Origin of the sequence: Roseateles aquae (assembly GCF_032337115.1) — a bacterium.
GTDB classification, from domain to species: Bacteria; Pseudomonadota; Gammaproteobacteria; order Burkholderiales; family Burkholderiaceae_C; genus Roseateles_C; species Roseateles_C aquae.
This window is the reverse complement of the sequence record NZ_JAVXZY010000001.1, coordinates 160820-177445: the sequence shown is the minus strand read 5'-3', so window position 1 is coordinate 177445 and position 16626 is coordinate 160820. Positions and strand designations below refer to the sequence as shown.

General features: G+C 65.3%; 15 protein-coding genes. 9 read left to right on the top strand and 6 right to left on the bottom strand.

Annotated features, from left to right (window positions below; translation table 11 throughout):
* Nucleotides 1-12 precede the first annotated feature (12 nt).
* The 3 genes from RQP53_RS00775 (at nt 13) to RQP53_RS00765 (ending at nt 5019) form a co-directional block, all read left to right on the top strand.
* The gene (locus tag RQP53_RS00775; protein WP_315648035.1) at nt 13-501 is read left to right on the top strand and encodes a DUF1178 family protein; all 489 of its coding nucleotides are present in this window, start codon (nt 13-15) and stop codon (nt 499-501) included.
* A gap of 150 nt (nt 502-651) precedes the next feature.
* Nucleotides 652-1800: an efflux RND transporter periplasmic adaptor subunit gene (locus RQP53_RS00770; protein ID WP_315648034.1), complete on the top strand. Its 1149-nt coding sequence runs from the start codon at nt 652-654 to the stop codon at nt 1798-1800.
* Between the two features lie 3 nt (nt 1801-1803).
* The gene (locus tag RQP53_RS00765) at nt 1804-5019 is read left to right on the top strand and encodes an efflux RND transporter permease subunit (RefSeq protein WP_315648033.1); all 3216 of its coding nucleotides are present in this window, start codon (nt 1804-1806) and stop codon (nt 5017-5019) included.
* Nucleotides 5020-5024: 5 nt separating this feature from the next.
* Here the strand turns inward: RQP53_RS00765 and RQP53_RS00760 are convergent, their stop codons facing one another.
* Together RQP53_RS00760 and RQP53_RS00755 are read right to left on the bottom strand one after the other, a co-directional pair.
* Nucleotides 5025-6434 (bottom strand): FAD-binding oxidoreductase, encoded by a 1410-nt coding sequence (locus RQP53_RS00760; RefSeq protein WP_315648032.1) that lies wholly within the window; start codon nt 6432-6434, stop codon nt 5025-5027.
* A 9-nt stretch (nt 6435-6443) separates the two neighbouring features.
* Entirely contained in the window at nt 6444-6857 is a 414-nt protein-coding gene (locus RQP53_RS00755; RefSeq protein WP_315648031.1) for a DUF2069 domain-containing protein, read from the bottom strand.
* Between the two features lie 19 nt (nt 6858-6876).
* Between RQP53_RS00755 and RQP53_RS00750 the strand changes: the two genes are divergently transcribed.
* Entirely contained in the window at nt 6877-8190 is a 1314-nt protein-coding gene (locus RQP53_RS00750) for a YihY family inner membrane protein (protein WP_315648030.1), read from the top strand.
* On the opposite strand, the gene RQP53_RS00745 is transcribed toward RQP53_RS00750, so the two are convergent.
* Nucleotides 8191-8769 carry a helix-turn-helix domain-containing protein gene (locus RQP53_RS00745; protein WP_315648029.1) on the bottom strand — a complete coding sequence of 193 codons (579 nt, stop codon included), beginning with the start codon at nt 8767-8769 and terminating at the stop codon, nt 8191-8193.
* Nucleotides 8770-8870: 101 nt separating this feature from the next.
* Between RQP53_RS00745 and kbl the strand changes: the two genes are divergently transcribed.
* Both kbl and RQP53_RS00735 read left to right on the top strand, forming a co-directional pair.
* Complete coding sequence (kbl, locus tag RQP53_RS00740; protein WP_315648028.1) at nt 8871-10076, top strand: glycine C-acetyltransferase; 1206 nt, start codon at nt 8871-8873, stop codon at nt 10074-10076.
* A gap of 69 nt (nt 10077-10145) precedes the next feature.
* Nucleotides 10146-11099, top strand: a complete 954-nt coding sequence (locus RQP53_RS00735; protein ID WP_315648027.1) for an NAD-dependent epimerase/dehydratase family protein — start codon at nt 10146-10148, stop codon at nt 11097-11099.
* A gap of 7 nt (nt 11100-11106) precedes the next feature.
* On the opposite strand, the gene RQP53_RS00730 is transcribed toward RQP53_RS00735, so the two are convergent.
* The 3 genes from RQP53_RS00730 to RQP53_RS00720 are packed head-to-tail and all read right to left on the bottom strand — an operon-like array spanning nt 11107 to nt 13598.
* Nucleotides 11107-11430 carry an Mpo1-like protein gene (locus RQP53_RS00730; RefSeq protein ID WP_315648026.1) on the bottom strand — a complete coding sequence of 108 codons (324 nt, stop codon included), beginning with the start codon at nt 11428-11430 and terminating at the stop codon, nt 11107-11109.
* Between the two features lie 41 nt (nt 11431-11471).
* Nucleotides 11472-12272: an alpha/beta fold hydrolase gene (locus RQP53_RS00725; protein ID WP_315648024.1), complete on the bottom strand. Its 801-nt coding sequence runs from the start codon at nt 12270-12272 to the stop codon at nt 11472-11474.
* Nucleotides 12273-12293: 21 nt separating this feature from the next.
* A complete protein-coding gene (locus tag RQP53_RS00720; protein WP_315648023.1) occupies nt 12294-13598 on the bottom strand; it encodes an O-acetylhomoserine aminocarboxypropyltransferase in 1305 nt (434 codons plus the stop codon).
* Between the two features lie 82 nt (nt 13599-13680).
* Between RQP53_RS00720 and RQP53_RS00715 the strand changes: the two genes are divergently transcribed.
* The 3 genes from RQP53_RS00715 to RQP53_RS00705 all read left to right on the top strand — a co-directional run bounded on the left by RQP53_RS00715 (nt 13681) and on the right by RQP53_RS00705 (nt 16599).
* Complete coding sequence (locus RQP53_RS00715; RefSeq protein WP_315648022.1) at nt 13681-14151, top strand: CBS domain-containing protein; 471 nt, start codon at nt 13681-13683, stop codon at nt 14149-14151.
* A 154-nt stretch (nt 14152-14305) separates the two neighbouring features.
* Entirely contained in the window at nt 14306-15406 is a 1101-nt protein-coding gene (aroC, locus tag RQP53_RS00710; protein WP_315648021.1) for a chorismate synthase, read from the top strand.
* The gene (locus RQP53_RS00705) at nt 15406-16599 is read left to right on the top strand and encodes an MFS transporter (protein WP_315648020.1); all 1194 of its coding nucleotides are present in this window, start codon (nt 15406-15408) and stop codon (nt 16597-16599) included. The genes aroC and RQP53_RS00705 overlap by 1 nt, the downstream gene beginning before the upstream one ends.
* The last annotated feature ends 27 nt before the right edge of the window (nt 16600-16626 follow it).

Below are 16626 nucleotides of genomic sequence, written 5' to 3'. Positions count from 1 at the left end.
AAGAAGCAAGCCATGCTGGTTCTCAATCTCTGCTGCGAATACGAACACCCGTTCGAGGGCTGGTTCGGCTCAGCGCAGGACTTTGAAGGCCAGCAGCAGCGCCAATTGCTCAGCTGCCCGATCTGTGGCTCGGCCGAGATCCGGCGCCTGCCTTCGGCTCCACGACTGAATGTGTCGCACCTGCGCGGCGCCGCAGACCTGGCGAGCAAGCCGCAGCGCGCACTTGACGTCGGCAAGACCGCAACACAGGCGGCCGCGGCGCCAGAAACAGACGCTGCGTTGCACGGGCGGCTGTTGACGGCGATGCGCGAAGTGCTCAGCAAGACCGAGGACGTCGGTGAACGCTTCGCAGAAGAAGCGCGGCGGATTCACTATGGTGAAACAGAGGCCCGTGCGATACGCGGCCAGTCCAGTGCCGAGGAGACTCGCGAGCTGCTCGATGAGGGCATCGCCGTGCTGCCGCTGCTTTTGCCTGACGCCGCAAAAGGAACGCTTCAGTAAGCGCATTCGGCAGTTCGTCGCAGCGGCTGCCATGATCTCTGTCAACGCCTCCATTCGGCGTTAAGCTTTGTCCGCTTCGGCGTCTGTGCCGATGAGAACTAAGGCCCGCAAACCCTGCTGCGGGCCAGCTATCCAAAAAGCGGAGCCTGCATGTCGTCCCTGCGTACATCCCTGATTCTTGTCGCCATCACGGCCGCCCTCAGCGGCTGCGGCAAGTCCATCGAAAGCGAAGCCAAGACCAAGGCCGACACCGCTCCGGCCCTGCTGCTGGCCGCTGAGGACCTGAGCACGCTGGGCCTGAGCAACTTTGCCAGCGGTCCGGTGATCAGTGGCTCGATCCAGCCCGAGCGCCGCGCGGATCTGCGCGCCGAAGTCTCGGCCGTGGTGCTGCAGGTGCTGCGCGAAAACGGCGATACTGTGCGCCGTGGTGACCTGCTGGTCCGGCTCGACGACACCGCCATTCGCGACAGCCTCACATCGGCCGACGAGTCCGCTCGCGCTGCCGCCCAAAGCTTCGAACAGGCTGAGCGCCAGTTTCAGCGTCTGAAGACACTCCAGGCCCAGGGTATGAGCTCGATCCAGGCCATGGAAGATGCCGAGATCCGCCGCAATAACGCACAGAGTGATTTGGTGGCGGCCAAGGCCCGTGTCGCCGCGGCGCGCCAGCAGTTGCAACGTACCGAGGTGCGCGCACCGTTTGATGGCGTGGTCAGTGAACGCAAGGTCTCGGCCGGCGATACCGCGCAGGTCGGCAAGGAACTGGTCAAGGTGATCGATCCCAACAGCATGCGCTTCGAAGGCTTGGTCTCGGCCGACAAGTTGGCCGAGCTGAAGCTGGGGCAGGGTGTGCACTTCCGCGTCAACGGTTATGGCCAAACGCCGTTCAATGGCACGATCAAGCGCATCGATGTCGCCGCCAACGCCACCACGCGCCAGGTCGAGGTGCTGGTCGCTTTCGCCGGTGGCAGTCAGCCCAAGGCGGCCGGGCTCTACGCCGAGGGCAATATTGAGACCCACAGCCAGCAAGCTTTGATGATTGAAGATGCCGCGCTGGTGCGCGCCGGCGATAAGGCCTATGTCTGGCGCATCAAGGGCGGCAAGCTGAACAAGGCCGAGCTGCAGTTGGGCGAACGCGATTCGCGCACTGGTGATTTTGCGGTGCTCGGCGGTCTGGCCCAGGGTGAGCAAATCCTTCGCAAGCCCAATAGCGCGCTGAAGGATGGTCAGGCGGTGGAACTCGCCAAGGCCGCGGCTGCCAAGCCTGCTGCGTCAGCCACGGCCACGGCCACGGGGAACTGAGCCATGTTCCTGTCCAATTTCAGTATCAAGAAGCCGATCGCGACCATCGTCATCATCATCTCGGTGATGTGCCTGGGGCTGATGGCGCTGAAGAAGCTGCGCGTCAACTCGATCCCGGATGTCCAGGAACCGATGCTCTTCCTGAGCATTGCCTACCCGGGTGCGTCGCCGGATACCGTCGAGCGCGAAGTCGTCAACCGGATTGAGAAATCGCTGCAAGGCCTGGCCGGCGTGCGCAAGGTCAATTCGACTTCGCGCGAAGGTGCTGCCGAGTTCACGCTGATCTTCAACTTCAGCAAGAACCTGATCGAGGCGGCCGACGATGTGCGCAATGCCATCGCCACGGTGCGCTACAAGCTGCCGGTCGAGATGCGCGAGCCAGTGCTGCAGCGCTTTGATGTGTCGGCCGAACCGGTGATGCAGCTGGCGCTGTCGTCCGACTCGCTCAGCCATGCCGAGATCAGCCGCATGGCCGAAGACCAAATGGCCGACAAGTTCCGCGCCATCAGTGGGGTGGCCACGGTCAACGTCAGCGGGGCGCTGCGCCGTGAGCTGAGCGTGCTGCTGCGTGCGGAGAAACTGCGCGAGTACAACGTCTCGGTCACCGACGTGGTGGCGGCGCTGCGGGCGCAGAACATCTCGGTGCCGGTGGGCAAGGTCCGTGGACAGATGGAGGATCAGAGCATCCGTCTGCAGGGCCGCATCGAGGCACCGGCCGACTTCCGCCAGGTTGTGGTCAAGCACAACGGCAATGAGTCGATCCGCCTGGGCCAGCTGGCCGACATCCAAGATGGCTTCGCTGAGTTGAGCAGCTTCAGCGTTCGCAACGGCCATCCCAATGTAGGCATTGCCATCACCCGCTCACGCGACGCCTCGACGGTGACCGTGGCCAAGGAAGTGCAGAAGGTGGCCGAGCAGCTGCGTGCAGGCTTGCCCAAGGGTACGACGCTGGTCGTCACCCGGGATTCCGGCGAGGAGTCGCAGGAGAACCTGAACAACGTCATCCACGCGCTGGTCTTTGGTGCCGGCCTGACGATTGCCGTCGTCTATGTCTTCCTGAATTCCTGGCGCTCGACACTGATCACCGCGCTGTCGCTGCCGACCTCGGTGATCGCCGCCTTCATCGCCGTCTGGCTGTGCGGCTTCACGCTGAACTTCATGAGCCTCTTGGGCCTGTCGCTGGCGATTGGTGTGCTGATCGACGACGCCATCGTCGTGCGCGAGAACATCGTCAGACATATGGAGCGTGGCTCTGACCGCCGCACCGCGGCGCTCAACGGCACGGCCGAAATTGGCCTGGCCGTGGCCGCGACCACCTTCTCCATCGTGGCCGTGTTCATTCCAGTGGCCTTCATGCCTGGCGTGTCCGGCGAATGGTTCCGTCCCTTCGGTCTGACCGTGGTGGCCTCGGTGCTGGTCAGTCTGTTGATCTCCTTCACGCTGGATCCGATGCTGTCGGCCTACTGGGGTGATCCGCCGAATGTGCATGAGCAGCCGCGCGGCTTTGTCGGCCGTCAGCTGGAGCGCTTCAACAGCTGGTTCGATCACCAGTCGGATCGCTATGGCCGTGTCATTGCCTGGGCGCTGCATCACCGGCGCTGGATGGCTGCCTTTGCTGTCGGCAGTCTGGTTGGCGCCATTGTGTTGGCCGCGAAGTTTCTTGGCACCACCTTCATTCCTTCGTCCGATGCGGGCCTGCTAATGGTCAATGTCCGCACACCGGCCAGTACCAATCTGGAGTACTCCAAAGCCAAGCTGGAGTCGGCCGCCGTGCTGGCACGCAGCATCCCTGAGACGGTCGCTACGAACAGCCGCGTCAACGTCGGTGGCGGCACGATTTACGTGGACATCGGCAAGGCCAAGACGCGCAAGCGCAGCGCCGACGACATCGCTGCCGATCTGCGCAGCAAGGTCAACCGCCTGGTGGGCGCCGAATACACGGTGCAGGCCAATCTGAACAATGGCGGCCAGAAGCCGGTGCAGATCCAGTTCAACGGCACCGATGCGCGCAAGCTGCTGGACATCAGCAATGATTTCATCGCCAAACTGCGTGAGGTCAAGGGCGCTGTGGACGTAGGCCTGTCCGAGCAGGCGCCGCAGAACGAGTTGCAGATCGAGCTCAATCGTGGCCTGGCCAACTCGCTGGGCATCTCGGTCGGCGACGCTGCCCAGGCATTGCGCGTTGCCTTTGCTGGCGTCGAGGTCGGCGACTGGGTTGACCCGACCGGCGAGACCCGCGACGTGGCCGTTCGCCTGCATCCCGAGGACCGGGTCGACCTGAGCCATATCGAACGCCTGCCGGTGCCGGTGCTGGGCACCGGACGCATGGTGCCGCTGGAACAGATCGCCACCATCCGCATGGGCCGTGGCCCGGCGCAGATCGAGCATGCCAATGGCAAACGCACAATCACCGTGTCGGCCAACGCCCACGACCGCTCCCCGGGTGAGGTGACCGCCGACGCGCTGAAGATCGCCAAGGCGATCGACTTCCCGCCCGGCTATGGCCTGGAGTTGGGTGGCGATTCCGAAACGCAGAACGAGGTCTTTGGTGCCATGTTCATCGCACTGATCAGCGGCATTGGCCTGATGTACCTGATCCTGGTCATGCAGATGGGCTCCTTCACGGCACCGATGGGCGTGATGCTGTCGCTGCCGCTGTCGCTGATCGGCGTGGTCGTGGCGCTGTTGCTCACCAATGGCACGCTGAATCTGATGAGCTTCATCGGCATCATCATGTTGATGGGCCTGGTGGCCAAGAACGCCATCCTGCTGCTGGACGCAGCGCGCCAGGAAGAGGCCGAGGGCATGGATCGCGAGGAGGCGCTGATGCACGCCGGCCGCAAGCGTCTGCGCCCCATCCTGATGACGACGTTTGCACTGATCGCCGGCATGCTGCCAGTGGCGATTGGTGTTGGCGATGGCGGCGAGTTCTACCGCCCCATGGCCGTGGCCATCATCGGTGGCACCATCACCTCTACGCTGCTGACGCTGCTGGTCGTCCCCAGCTTCTACGACAGCATCGAGATCGCCAAGGACCGGATGTTCGCCAAATTTGGTCGTCGGCAGGCGCGCTGGAATGCCTTCGTCGCCTTCGTGCTGACCTTTGTCGAGGCCATCCTGGCGTTGCTGCTGGTGCGCCTGGTGTTCCGCCTGCTGATCGTCAAGCCGATGCAACTGCTGCGCGGCCGCCCTCCGGTGCAGCCGGCAGGGGCTGACTAACGCTCTTAGAGCAGGCGATTCGGATTGAACAGGCCCTGGGGATCCAGGGCCTTTTTTATGGCCCGCATCAAGGTCAGCGCCGTCGTGTCCTTGCGGGCGGCCAATTCCTCGCGTTTGAGTTGGCCGATGCCATGCTCGGCCGAGATGCTGCCCCCCAGGGCACAGACCGCGTCATAGACCACGCGGTTGACGGCGGCTTCCTGCTCGCGCAAAAAGGCGGCGGCATCGACACCCATCGGAGCCTGCACATTGAAGTGAAGATTGCCGTCGCCGAGATGGCCGAAGCAGACCAGGCGCATGCCCGGCCAGCCGGCGGCCAGGCGCTCGCTCATCTGGGCCACGAAGCCAGCCGCTGCAGACACCGGCAGCGAGATATCGTGCTTGATGTTCAAGCCTTCCTCGCTTTGCGCCAGCGGGATGGCTTCGCGTAAATGCCACAGGCTTTGCGATTGCGCCAGGCTCTCGGCGACGACGGCATCGCTGATCACGCCGTCACCCAAGGCCTGCTGCAGCAGCGCCTCGAGCAGGCCGCGTGCATGATCCTCGCCCTCGTGGTCCGACAGCTCGAGCAGCACGGTCCAGGGCGCCGCCGGCAGCGGCTGACGCAGCTGCGCAAAGTGCTGTGCTACCAGCGCCAGTGACTGCTGGTTCATCAGCTCGAAAGCGCTGAGACCGGCCTGCGCCACCCGCTGTGCCAGGCCGAGCAGGGCGACGCCCTGCGCGAGGCTGTCGCAGCTGGCCAGCGCGGTGAGTTGCGCGCGAGGCGCCGGGTAGAGCTTCAGCGTTGCCGCAGTGATGATGCCCAGAGTGCCTTCGCTGCCGATGAACAGGTCGCGCAAGTCATAACCGCTGTTGTCCTTGCGCAGGCCCGACAAGCCTTGCAGCACGTCGCCGCCGGCGGTCACGACCTCCAGCCCCAGGCAGAGCTCACGTGCATTGCCATAGCGCAGCACCTGGGTGCCACCGGCGTTGCTGGCCAGATTGCCACCGATGGTGCAACTGCCTTCCGAGGCCAGGCTGAGCGGGAACAGCAGGCCGGCTGCCGCGGCATGGTCTTGCACGGTTTGCAGGAGGCAGCCAGCTTCGACGGTCAACGTCAGGTTCGCCGCATCCAGCGCGCGCACCCGGTTCAGCCGCAACAGACTGAGCAAGAGCTGATCGCCGCTTTCATCCGGCACGCCGCCACCAACCAGACCGGTATTGCCGCCCTGCGGCACGATGCTGACCCCATGCGCTGCCGCGAGACGAACGACTTCGGCCACCTCGGCCGTGCTGCCGGGCCGAACAACGGCCAGCGCGCGGCCGTGATAGCGTTTGCGCCAGTCGCGTTCATAGGCCGAAAGATCGCCGCCAACAAGCACATGTGCCTCGCCCAGCCGGGCGCGCAAGGCGTTCAGCAGCGGCAGCTGATTCATCCGTGACACTCAGGCTGAGGCCTGCTTGGCCGCCGCCAGTCGCAGCCTCACCTGCAGTGCACAGGCCACAAAGATCGCCACACTGAGCAGCAGCTCGCCAACGGCCATCCAGGCCGACAAGCCATGCTCGCTGGTCGCGCGCACCGCGCCTTCGGCGAAATAGACCCAGACCAGCAGGCTCAGCCAGCGAAAGGTGTAGAGCCGGTAGCGCCACAGTCCGAGCAGCGGCAGCAGCAAGGGCAAGGCCTTGATGGCCAAGGTGCCGCGGCCGGTGGGTGCGAGCCACAGCTCCCAAGCCAGGCAAAGCAGCAACAAGGCCACGATGCTCAGCAGGGCCAGATTGCGTGAGAAGGCTTCGGCCGGGCTGGGTTGGCTGCGCAGCAGCGCTGCTTCGTTCGGGTGAGAGGCGGGAGGGCTTGACATGTTTGGCATCATAGCCAGCATGAGCATGCTTCCTGAGTCCGGCCCTTCCGCGCCCGCACCAACCCCAAGCGCTGCAGAGGCAAGGCCTGCCTCGCACAACCCGATTGCACTGCTGTCCCAGTTCCTCAGCGACTTCATCAGCTGGCCCTGGCTGCAGACGCTGCGCACCTTTCGCGAGCGCTTCAAGCAGGACCGCTTGGGCCTGACCGCCGGCAGCCTGACCTTCACCACGCTGATCTCGCTGGTGCCGCTGCTGACGGTGATGCTGGCGCTGTTCACCGCATTCCCGATGTTTGCGTCCTTTCAGGATGCACTGCAGAAGTATTTCCTCAAGAGCCTGGTGCCCGACACCATTGCCAAGCCGGTGCTGCTGTCGCTCAGCCAGTTTGCCGCCAAGGCCAGCCGGCTTGGCTCGGTCGGCCTGGTGTTTCTCGGCGTCTCCGCGCTGGCCCTGATGTTGACGATAGACCGGACGCTGAATGCGATCTGGCGGGTGCGGCGCTCGCGCCCGATCGCGCAGCGGGTGTTGGTGTATTGGGCGGCACTGACGCTCGGCCCCTTGCTGCTTGGCGCCAGCCTGACGCTGACCAGCTATCTGATCTCGGCCGGCGAGGGCCTGGTGACCAAGCTGCCGCAGGGCCTGTCGGTGCTGCTGAACAGCATGGACATGCTGGTGCTGGGTGCAGCCATTGCTGGCCTCTTTCATTACGTGCCTAACACCCATGTGCGCTGGCGGCATGCGTTGCTCGGTGGCGCGTTTGTGGCGATTGCCTTCAGCATCGCCAAGGCCGGGCTGGCCTGGTATGTAAAGAAGGTGCCGACCTATTCGACGCTCTACGGTGCCTTTGCCACCGTGCCCATCTTCCTGATCTGGATCTATGTCGGCTGGGCCATCGTGCTTTTGGGCGCCATCCTGGCCGCCAACGCACCGAGCCTGACGCGACGCACGCTGCGCCGCGATGAGGTGCCGGGTTTGCAACTGGAACTGGCGATCGAGAGCCTGCGCGAGTTGTGGCGCAGCCGCGAGGTGGGCGAGGGCGGTGTGGCGATGCTGGCGCTGGCCGAGCGGCTGCGTGTTGATCCACTGCAGCTGGAGCCGGTGCTCGACGGCTTGATCGCGATGGACTGGGTCGGCCGGCTCGAAGAGGCCGGCACCCAGCGTCTGGTGCTGATGTGCTCGCCCCGGGAGACGCCGGCCGAGCCCCTGCTGGAGCAGATGCTGGCCAGCCGCAGTGAAAGCCTGCAGGCGCTGTGGCGTTGTAGCTGCTGGAAGGAATTGCGCCTGGCCGATCTGCTGGATGCCGATCCGGCCGTGTTCAAACGCGCCGATTGATCAGGGGTGCAGCACGACGAGCAAGGCGGTCGCGATCTGCTTGCTGCTGTTGCGAATCGCGTGCGGCCCGTCGACCGCATAGCGGGCGGTCTCGCCGGCCTTGAGCTTGTGTGTGGCCTGGCCGGCATGGACATCCAGGGCGCCGCTGAGCACGCTCAGATGCTCGCGTGACCCTGGCTCATGGGCGGCTGACTCCAGCGCGCCGCCGGGCTGCACCGTCAGCTCATACCACTCGAACTGACCGGCCAGGTCGATGGGGCCGAGGATGCGCAGCTTGCACAGGCCGTCCGGGCTGCTCATCGCCGGGATGCTGTGTGCGGGCACGACCTCAATGGCCGGCGCCGCCGCGCGCTCGCCGCCCAGCAGTTCAGACAACTCGACCCGCAGGGCATTGGCCAGGCGCCAGACCACGGCCACCGTTGGATTGGCCTGATTGCGCTCGATCTGCGACAACATCGATTTGGAGACGCCCGCGCGGCGCGACAGCTCGTCCAGGGACAGGCCCTGCGCCTGGCGCAGCGTCTGCAGGGTGGCGCCAACGCGCGGCGGTTCGAGGGTGTCGGGAGCGGGCGAGGACATGGGGGCGGCTTGACCTTGAAATGCAAATCCGAGATACTGTACAACAGTTCGATATAACGAACTGCGTTCAGTTTAATGAATTGTGCACCAGGAGACGCGCCATGACCACCACGGAAGATTTCTACGCCCATCTGCGCACCGAGCTGCAGGGCATCCGCGAGGCGGGCCTCTACAAGAACGAACGCATCATCACCACGCCGCAAGGGGCCGAGGTGCACACCGCCGATGGCCGTGACGTGATCAATCTCTGCGCCAACAACTACCTCGGCCTGTCTTCGCATCCCGACGTCATTGCCGCCGCCCACGAGGCCTTGCGCACCCATGGTTACGGCCTGTCGTCGGTGCGTTTCATCTGCGGCACCCAAGACCTGCACAAGACCCTGGAAGCGCGCATCGCCCGCTTCATGGGCACCGAAGACACCATCCTCTACGCCGCCGCCTTCGACGCCAATGGCGGCCTGTTCGAGCCGCTGCTCGGCGAGCAGGATGCCATCATCAGCGACGAGCTGAACCACGCTTCCATCATCGACGGCATCCGCCTGTGCAAGGCCAAGCGCTTGCGCTACAAGCACAACGATCTGGCCGATCTGGAGGCCAAGCTGCAAGAGGCCAAGGCCGCCGGCGCGCGCTTCACACTGGTGTTCACCGACGGCGTGTTCTCGATGGACGGCACGATTGCCCAGCTGGACAAGATCCGCGAGATCACCGACCGCTATGGCGCGCTGCTGGGCATCGACGAATGCCACGCCAGCGGCTTCATGGGCAAGACCGGCCGCGGCACGCACGAGTACCGCAATGTCTTCGGCAAGATCGACATCATCACCGGCACGCTGGGCAAGGCCCTGGGCGGCGCCTCGGGCGGTTTCACCACCGGCCGCAAGGAAGTGATCGAGCTGCTGCGCCAGCGCTCGCGCCCCTATCTGTTCTCCAACACCGTGGCGCCGTCCATCGTTGGCGCTTCGATCGCGGTGCTGGACATCCTGGAGGGCTCGACCGCACTGCGCGATAAGCTGGAAGCCAACACCGCCTACTTCCGCGAAGCCATCCAGGCCGCCGGTTTCGAGATCAAGCCCGGCACCCATCCCATCGTGCCCATCATGGTCTATGACGCCGTGAAGGCGCAGCAACTCAGCGCGCGCCTGCTGGAGCTGGGCGTCTATGCCGTCGGCTTCTTCTTCCCGGTTGTGCCCAAGGGCCAGGCCCGCATCCGCGTGCAGGTCTCGGCCGTGCATGAACGCCACCACCTGGAAAAGGCCGTCGCGGCTTTCACCCAGGCCGGCCGCGAGCTGGGTTTGATCCCCGCTTGAAACATCGGCATCAGCAGCGCCAACAGCCACCTCATTGACAAGCAGACCCGCAGCACGCAGGGGCCACCCATGACCCAGACCACCAAGATTCTCATCGTCGGCGCCAATGGCCAGATCGGTACCGAGCTGGCCCAAGAGCTGGCGCTGCGCCACGGCAATGCCAACGTCGTCACCAGCGATATCGCGCCCACCGGCCGCGTGCCGGCATTGGTGCACGAAATGCTGGACTGCACCGACGCGGCGGCGCTCACCAACGTCGTCGAGCGCCATGGCATCACGCAGATCTATCTGCTGGCCGCGGCGCTGTCGGCCACCGGCGAGAAGCACCCGATGTGGGCCTGGGACCTGAACATGAAGGGTCTGCTCAATGTGCTGGAGCTGGCCCGCACGCACAAGCTGGCCCGCGTGTTCTGGCCCAGCTCGATCGCCGCCTTCGGCCCCAAGACGCCGCAGCAGCACACGCCGCAGGACACGGTGATGGACCCCAGCACCGTCTACGGCATCTCCAAGCTGGCGGGCGAGGGCTGGTGCCGCTGGTACCACGCCAAGCACGGTGTTGATGTGCGCAGCCTGCGCTACCCGGGCCTGATCAGCTACAAGACCCCGCCCGGCGGCGGCACGACCGACTACGCGGTCGACATCTTCCATGGCGCGCTGAAGGCCGGCCGCTACAGCTGCTTTCTTGAGGCCGGCCAGGCCCTGCCGATGATGTACATGCCGGACGCCTTGCGCGCCACCATCGAGCTGATGGAGGCCCCTGCCGAGGCGATTCAGGAGCGTGGTTCCTACAACCTGTCGGGCTGCAGCTTCACGCCGGCGGAGATTGCCGCGGCCATCCGCGAACACCTGCCGAATTTCGAGATCGAGTACGCGCCCGACTTCCGCCAGCAGATCGCCGCCAGCTGGCCGCAATCGATCGATGACAGCGCTGCCGCACGCGACTGGGGCTGGAAGCCGGCCTATGACCTGCGCGCCATGGTGGCCGATATGCTGAAGGAACTGCGCCCGCTGCTGGGTCTTTGAGACCGGCTCAGAACGGGATCTTGCCGGTCCAGATGTCCTTGTACATCACCCAGTCGCCGGCAAAGCTGTACAGCGGCCGTTTGAACGAGGCGGGCTTGTTCTTCTCGAACACGAAGTGGCCAATCCAGGCGCAGCCGTAGCCGCATAAAAGGCCGATGCCCAGCCAGTACAGACCTTGGCCGCTGATCATCAGCGCCAGGCAGAGCAGCGCCAGCGTCGAGCCGAGAAAGTGCAGGCGCCGGCAGGTGCGGTTGCTGTGCTCGCCGAGGTAGAAGGCATAGAACTCGGCAAAGCTGCCGAGCTTCTGTACATCGCTGGCAGGTGCGGACATGGCGACTCCTGGGGGCTGCGGGGCAAAGTCGCTGCTGAGGATCAAGCCAGCAGCGTCCTCAGCGCATTCAACACCTGATCCGGCGCCTCCGTCATCAGTGAATGCCCAGCCGCAATCTTGTGCACCCGGGCCTTCAGCAACTCGGCCAGCTGCTGGCTTTGCTTGGGACTGGTCATCGCATCGCGTTCGCCAAGCACAAAGCCCACCGGGCAGGCGACTCGCGCCGCGGCTTCGATACCGCCGGCATAGCTGTCGCAGACCTTGAAATCGTGCTCGAACAGATTGCCGTCGGCATAGCCGGCTTGCATGCGCCGCATCAGCTGCCGGTTGCCGCCATGCAGCCAGGCGCCCGGGCCGGGGTAAGAGGGCTTGGCCGCCGTGCTGCTGTGCGAGAAGGTGTTGACCATGTCCATGGCCTGCAGCGGCGCCTCGCGTGAGGTGTTCAGCAGTGCCTCGGACACCTTCATCGGGTAGGCCGTGCCCACCATCACCAGCCGCCGCGCGCGCTCAGGCGCCTGCGCAGCGGCCTCCAGTGCGATCAGCGAGCCCATGCTGTGGCCCACATAGGCGGCCTGTTCGATGCCCGCCGCATCCAGCAGCTTCAACACCCAGGCGCCCAGCGCAGGAACATCGGCCAAGGCCGGCCCGGCACTGCGGCCGTGGCCGGGCAGATCGAGCGCCAGCACGCAGTGGCCATGATGGGCAAACCAGCGTGCCAGCAGCGTCCAGACGCTGTGATCGTGCAGCGCGCCGTGGATGAACACGACACAGGGCAGGCTGGGATCCAGGGGTTTGCCACCGGTATAGGCATAGGCCTCGCGGCCATCGACGATGAGTTTCATGCTTGTTCGGGGTTCCGTGGCTTACTTGGCGGCGATCTTCAAAGCTGTCTTCAAATCGGCAATCAGGTCATCGGCATCCTCCAGGCCGATGGACAGGCGTATCGTCCCCGGCGTGATGCCGGCCTGGGCCAGCGCGGCGTCGTCCATGCGGAAGTGCGTCGTCGAGGCCGGGTGGATCACCAGCGAGCGGCAGTCACCCACATTGGCCAGGTGCGAGAAGATCTTCAGTGCCTCGATGAAGCGCCGCCCCTGCTCGCGGCTGCCCTTCAGGTCAAAGCTGAACACCGAGCCGCAGCCGCGCGGCAGCAGGCGTTGTGCCAGGGCGTGGTCGGGATGGCTGGCCAGGCCCGGGTAACCGACCCGCTCGACCATCGCATGGCCGGCCAGGAACTCAGCCACCTTCATCGCATTGCCGACATGGCGCTCCATCCGCAGCGACAGCGTCTCTATGCCTTGCAGAATCAGCCAGGCGGTGTGCGGGCTCATGCAGGCGCCGAAGTCGCGCAGGCCCTCGCGACGTGCGCGCAGCAGGAAGGCGCCGACGGTACTTTCCTCGCTGAACACCATGCCATGAAAGCCCGCATAGGGCTCGCACAACTCGGGGAAGCGGCCGCTCTTGTCGTGCGCGGCCTGCCAGTCAAAGGCGCCACTATCGACCAGCACGCCGCCGACCACGGTGCCGTGGCCGGACAGGAACTTGGTGGCCGAGTGATAGACCAGATCAGCGCCATGCTCGAAGGGGCGCAGCAGATAGGGCGTGGTCAGCGTCGAGTCGACCAGCAGCGGCAGGCCGGCGTCGTGGGCGATGCTGCTGACGCTTTCGATGTCCAGCACGTCGAGGCCGGGATTGCCCAGCGTCTCGCCAAAGAGCAGTTTGGTTTGCGGGCGGATCGCCGCGCGCCAGGCATCCAGATCGCCAGGGCGAACGAAGGTCGTGCTGATCCCAAAGCGGGCCAGCGTGTAGTGCAGCAGATTGTGCGAACCGCCATAGAGCGCACTGGAGGCCACGATGTGCGAGCCGGCGCCTGCCAGCGTGGCAATGGCGAGATGCAGCGCCGCCTGGCCGCTGGCCGTGGCGATGGCGCCAACGCCGCCCTCCAGCGCCGCCACACGCTCCTCGAACACCGCAGTGGTCGGGTTGGAGATGCGCGAATAGACATGACCAGCGCGTTCCATATTGAACAGCGAGGCCGCGTGCTCCGAATTCTCGAAGACGAAAGAAGTGCTCAGGTGCAGTGGCACGGCACGGGCGCCGGTTGTGGGGTCAGGTCCTGCCCCTGCGTGTAGCGCCAAGGTGTCAAAGCCGGGATCGGCATAGCCAGACATGGTGTCTCCGATGTGTTTGATGGGCAGATTGTGTGCTATGTTGGGCACAGGTTTCACAGCCAGCTCTTCGAGGAGCCGCCACATGAAAGTCGCTGACATCCTGCGCGTCAAGGGCAACACCCTTTACACCGTTTCACCCGATCAATTGCTGGCCGAGGCGATCACCGCCATGGCCGAACGCGATATCGGTTCGCTGGTCGTCATGGAGTTCGGCGATCTGGTCGGCATGCTGACCTTCCGCGAGGTGATTGCCGCCGTGGTGCGCAATGGCGGCACCGTCGGGACCTCGCTGGTGCGCAGCGTGATGGACGATCACCCGCTGACCTGCACCCCGGAAACCGAAATCGACGAAGTCCGCCGCATGATGCTGGGCCGCCACGCCCGCTACATGCCGGTGCTCAACGGCAAGACGCTGATGGGCGTGATCTCCTTCTACGACGTGGCCAAGGCCGTGGTCGATAGTCAGGACTTCGAGAACCGCATGTTGAAGGCCTATATCCGCGATTGGCCGGTTGAGGAAGAGGGCGCCGCCGCCAGCGAGCCCAAGCTCTGAGCCGGCGCTAGCTTTGCAATGAAGCGGCCCGCGGGCCGCTTTCGTTTTTGGGCAGGGCAGGCTTGGCAGGCGTTGCCTGGCCCTCTGCGCCAGCAGGCCACCGATAGAATCAGTGCGGTCCGGGTCGTCCGGTGGCAAGTGTTTTGGATTCCTCATGTCAGGCAGCACCTTTGGCGAGTTGTTCCGGGTCACGAATTTCGGCGAGAGCCACGGCCCAGCGATTGGCTGCGTGATCGATGGCTGCCCGCCGGGTCTGGCGCTCAGCGAGGCCGATATCCAGCCCGAGCTGGATCGCCGCCGCCCGGGCACCTCGCGCCATGTCACCCAGCGCAACGAGCCCGATGCGGTCGAGATCCTGTCTGGCGTCTACGAGGGCCAGACCACCGGCACACCGATCTGCCTGCTGATCAAGAACACCGACCAGCGTAGCAAGGACTACGGCAACATCCTCGACACCTTTCGCCCCGGCCATGCCGACTACAGCTACTGGCGCAAGTACGGCCTGCGTGATCCGCGTGGCGGCGGGCGCTCCTCGGCGCGGCTGACCGCGCCCATGGTCGGCGCCGGCGCCGTGGCGCGCAAATGGCTGAAGCAGCAGTACGGCACCGAGTTCCGTGGCTGCATGACCCAGCTGGGCGAGATGGAGATCGCCTTCGAAGGCTGGCAGCATGTGGGCGCCAATCCCTTCTTTGCCGCCAATACGAGCCAGATCGCGGCGCTAGAAGACTATATGGACGCGCTGCGCAAGGCCGGCGATTCCTGCGGCGCGCGCATCCTCGTCGAAGCCACCGGCGTGCCGGTCGGCCTCGGCGAGCCGCTGTTTGACAAGCTCGATGCTGACATCGCCTACGCGATGATGGGCATCAACGCGGTCAAGGGGGTCGAGATAGGGTCAGGTTTTGCCTCGGTGGCACAGCGTGGCACCGAGCATGGCGATGAGCTGACGCCCACCGGCTTTGCCAGCAACAACGCCGGCGGCGTGCTCGGCGGCATCTCGACCGGCCAGGATTTGCGCGTGTCGATTGCGATCAAGCCCACCAGCTCAATCCGCAGCCCCAAGGCCTCGATCGATCGCGCCGGCAGCCCGTCCACCGTCGAGACCTTCGGTCGCCACGACCCCTGCGTCGGCATCCGGGCCACGCCCATCGCCGAGGCCATGCTGGCCCTGGTGCTGATGGACCATGCACTGCGCCATCGCGCCCAGTGCGGTGATGTGCAGCACCAGCTGCCGGCCATCGCGGCGCAACGGCCCTGATGGCCGATACGGCCACGTCCGCCGACAGCGAACGAACGCTGCGCGCTTGCGCGCTGATGTCCTGCGCCTACTTCACCAGCATCGGCGCCTTCAATCCTTACGCGCCGCTCTGGTACAAGGAGCTGGGCCTGCCGGTGTTTGCCATCGGCGTGCTGGTGTCGCTGCAAAGCTGGACCCGGCTGTTCGCGCCTTACCTCTGGGGCGCACTGGCCGACCGCAGCGGCCAACGGGTGCAGCTGATCCGCTGGGCCTCGCTGGCCTGCCTGATCTCGGCCTGCGGCTTCCTGCTGCCGCCCAGCTTCGCCACGCTGGCCGTCTCGGCCTTTCTGATGTTCTTCTTCAATGCCGCCGTTGTGCCGCTGACCGAAACCGTGGTCGCCGCGCAGCTGATCACGCAGAGCGGCGGCATGGACGCGCGGCGCTATGGCCGGGTACGGGTCTGGGGCTCGATCGGCTTCTTGAGCACGGTGCTGCTGGGCGGCTGGTGGTTCCAGCATGCCGGCATGGGCAGCTTTGCCTGGACCATCCTGGCCTTGCTGGCGCTGCTGCTGTGGTCGGCGCTGCGCCTGCCGGTGCAGCCGGTGCAGGCCCACCATGCCCATGAGCCGGCGCCACCGATCCTGGCGGTGCTGCGCCGCCGCGAGGTGCAGTGGTTCTTTGCCGGTGTGTTCCTGACCGTGCTGGCCCATTCGGCGCTCTACGTCTTCTTCAGCCTCTATCTGGACGGGCTGGGCTATAGCAAGCCCATGGTTGGCGTGCTCTGGGGCGTGGGCGTCATCGTCGAGATCGCCTGGTTTGCCTTTCAGGGGCGGCTGCTGGAACGAGCCCGACCGCACGCCTGGTTGCTGCTGGCGGCTGTGCTGGCGGCGCTGCGGTTTGCCGTCACCGCGGCCTTCGGCGGCTGGTTGGCCCTGTTGATCCTGGCGCAGTGCCTGCACGCGATCACCTTTGCTGCCCAGCACACGGTCTGCATAGCGCTGGTCACGCGCTATTTCCCGGGCCGGCTGCGTGGCCGAGGGCAGGCGCTGTATTCGGTGTTGGGCTATGGCTGTTCCGGCGTGCTCGGCGGTGTGGCCGGCGCCAGCCTGGCCAGCCATTGGGGCTACGCCGCCACGTTCTGGGCCGCCAGCGTCGTTGCCCTGCTCGGTGCCCTGTGCTGCTGGCGCAGCATGAAACTCGATCCGGCCGGCTGACCCTGTCGTCGCCCCGCGCAGCCGGTG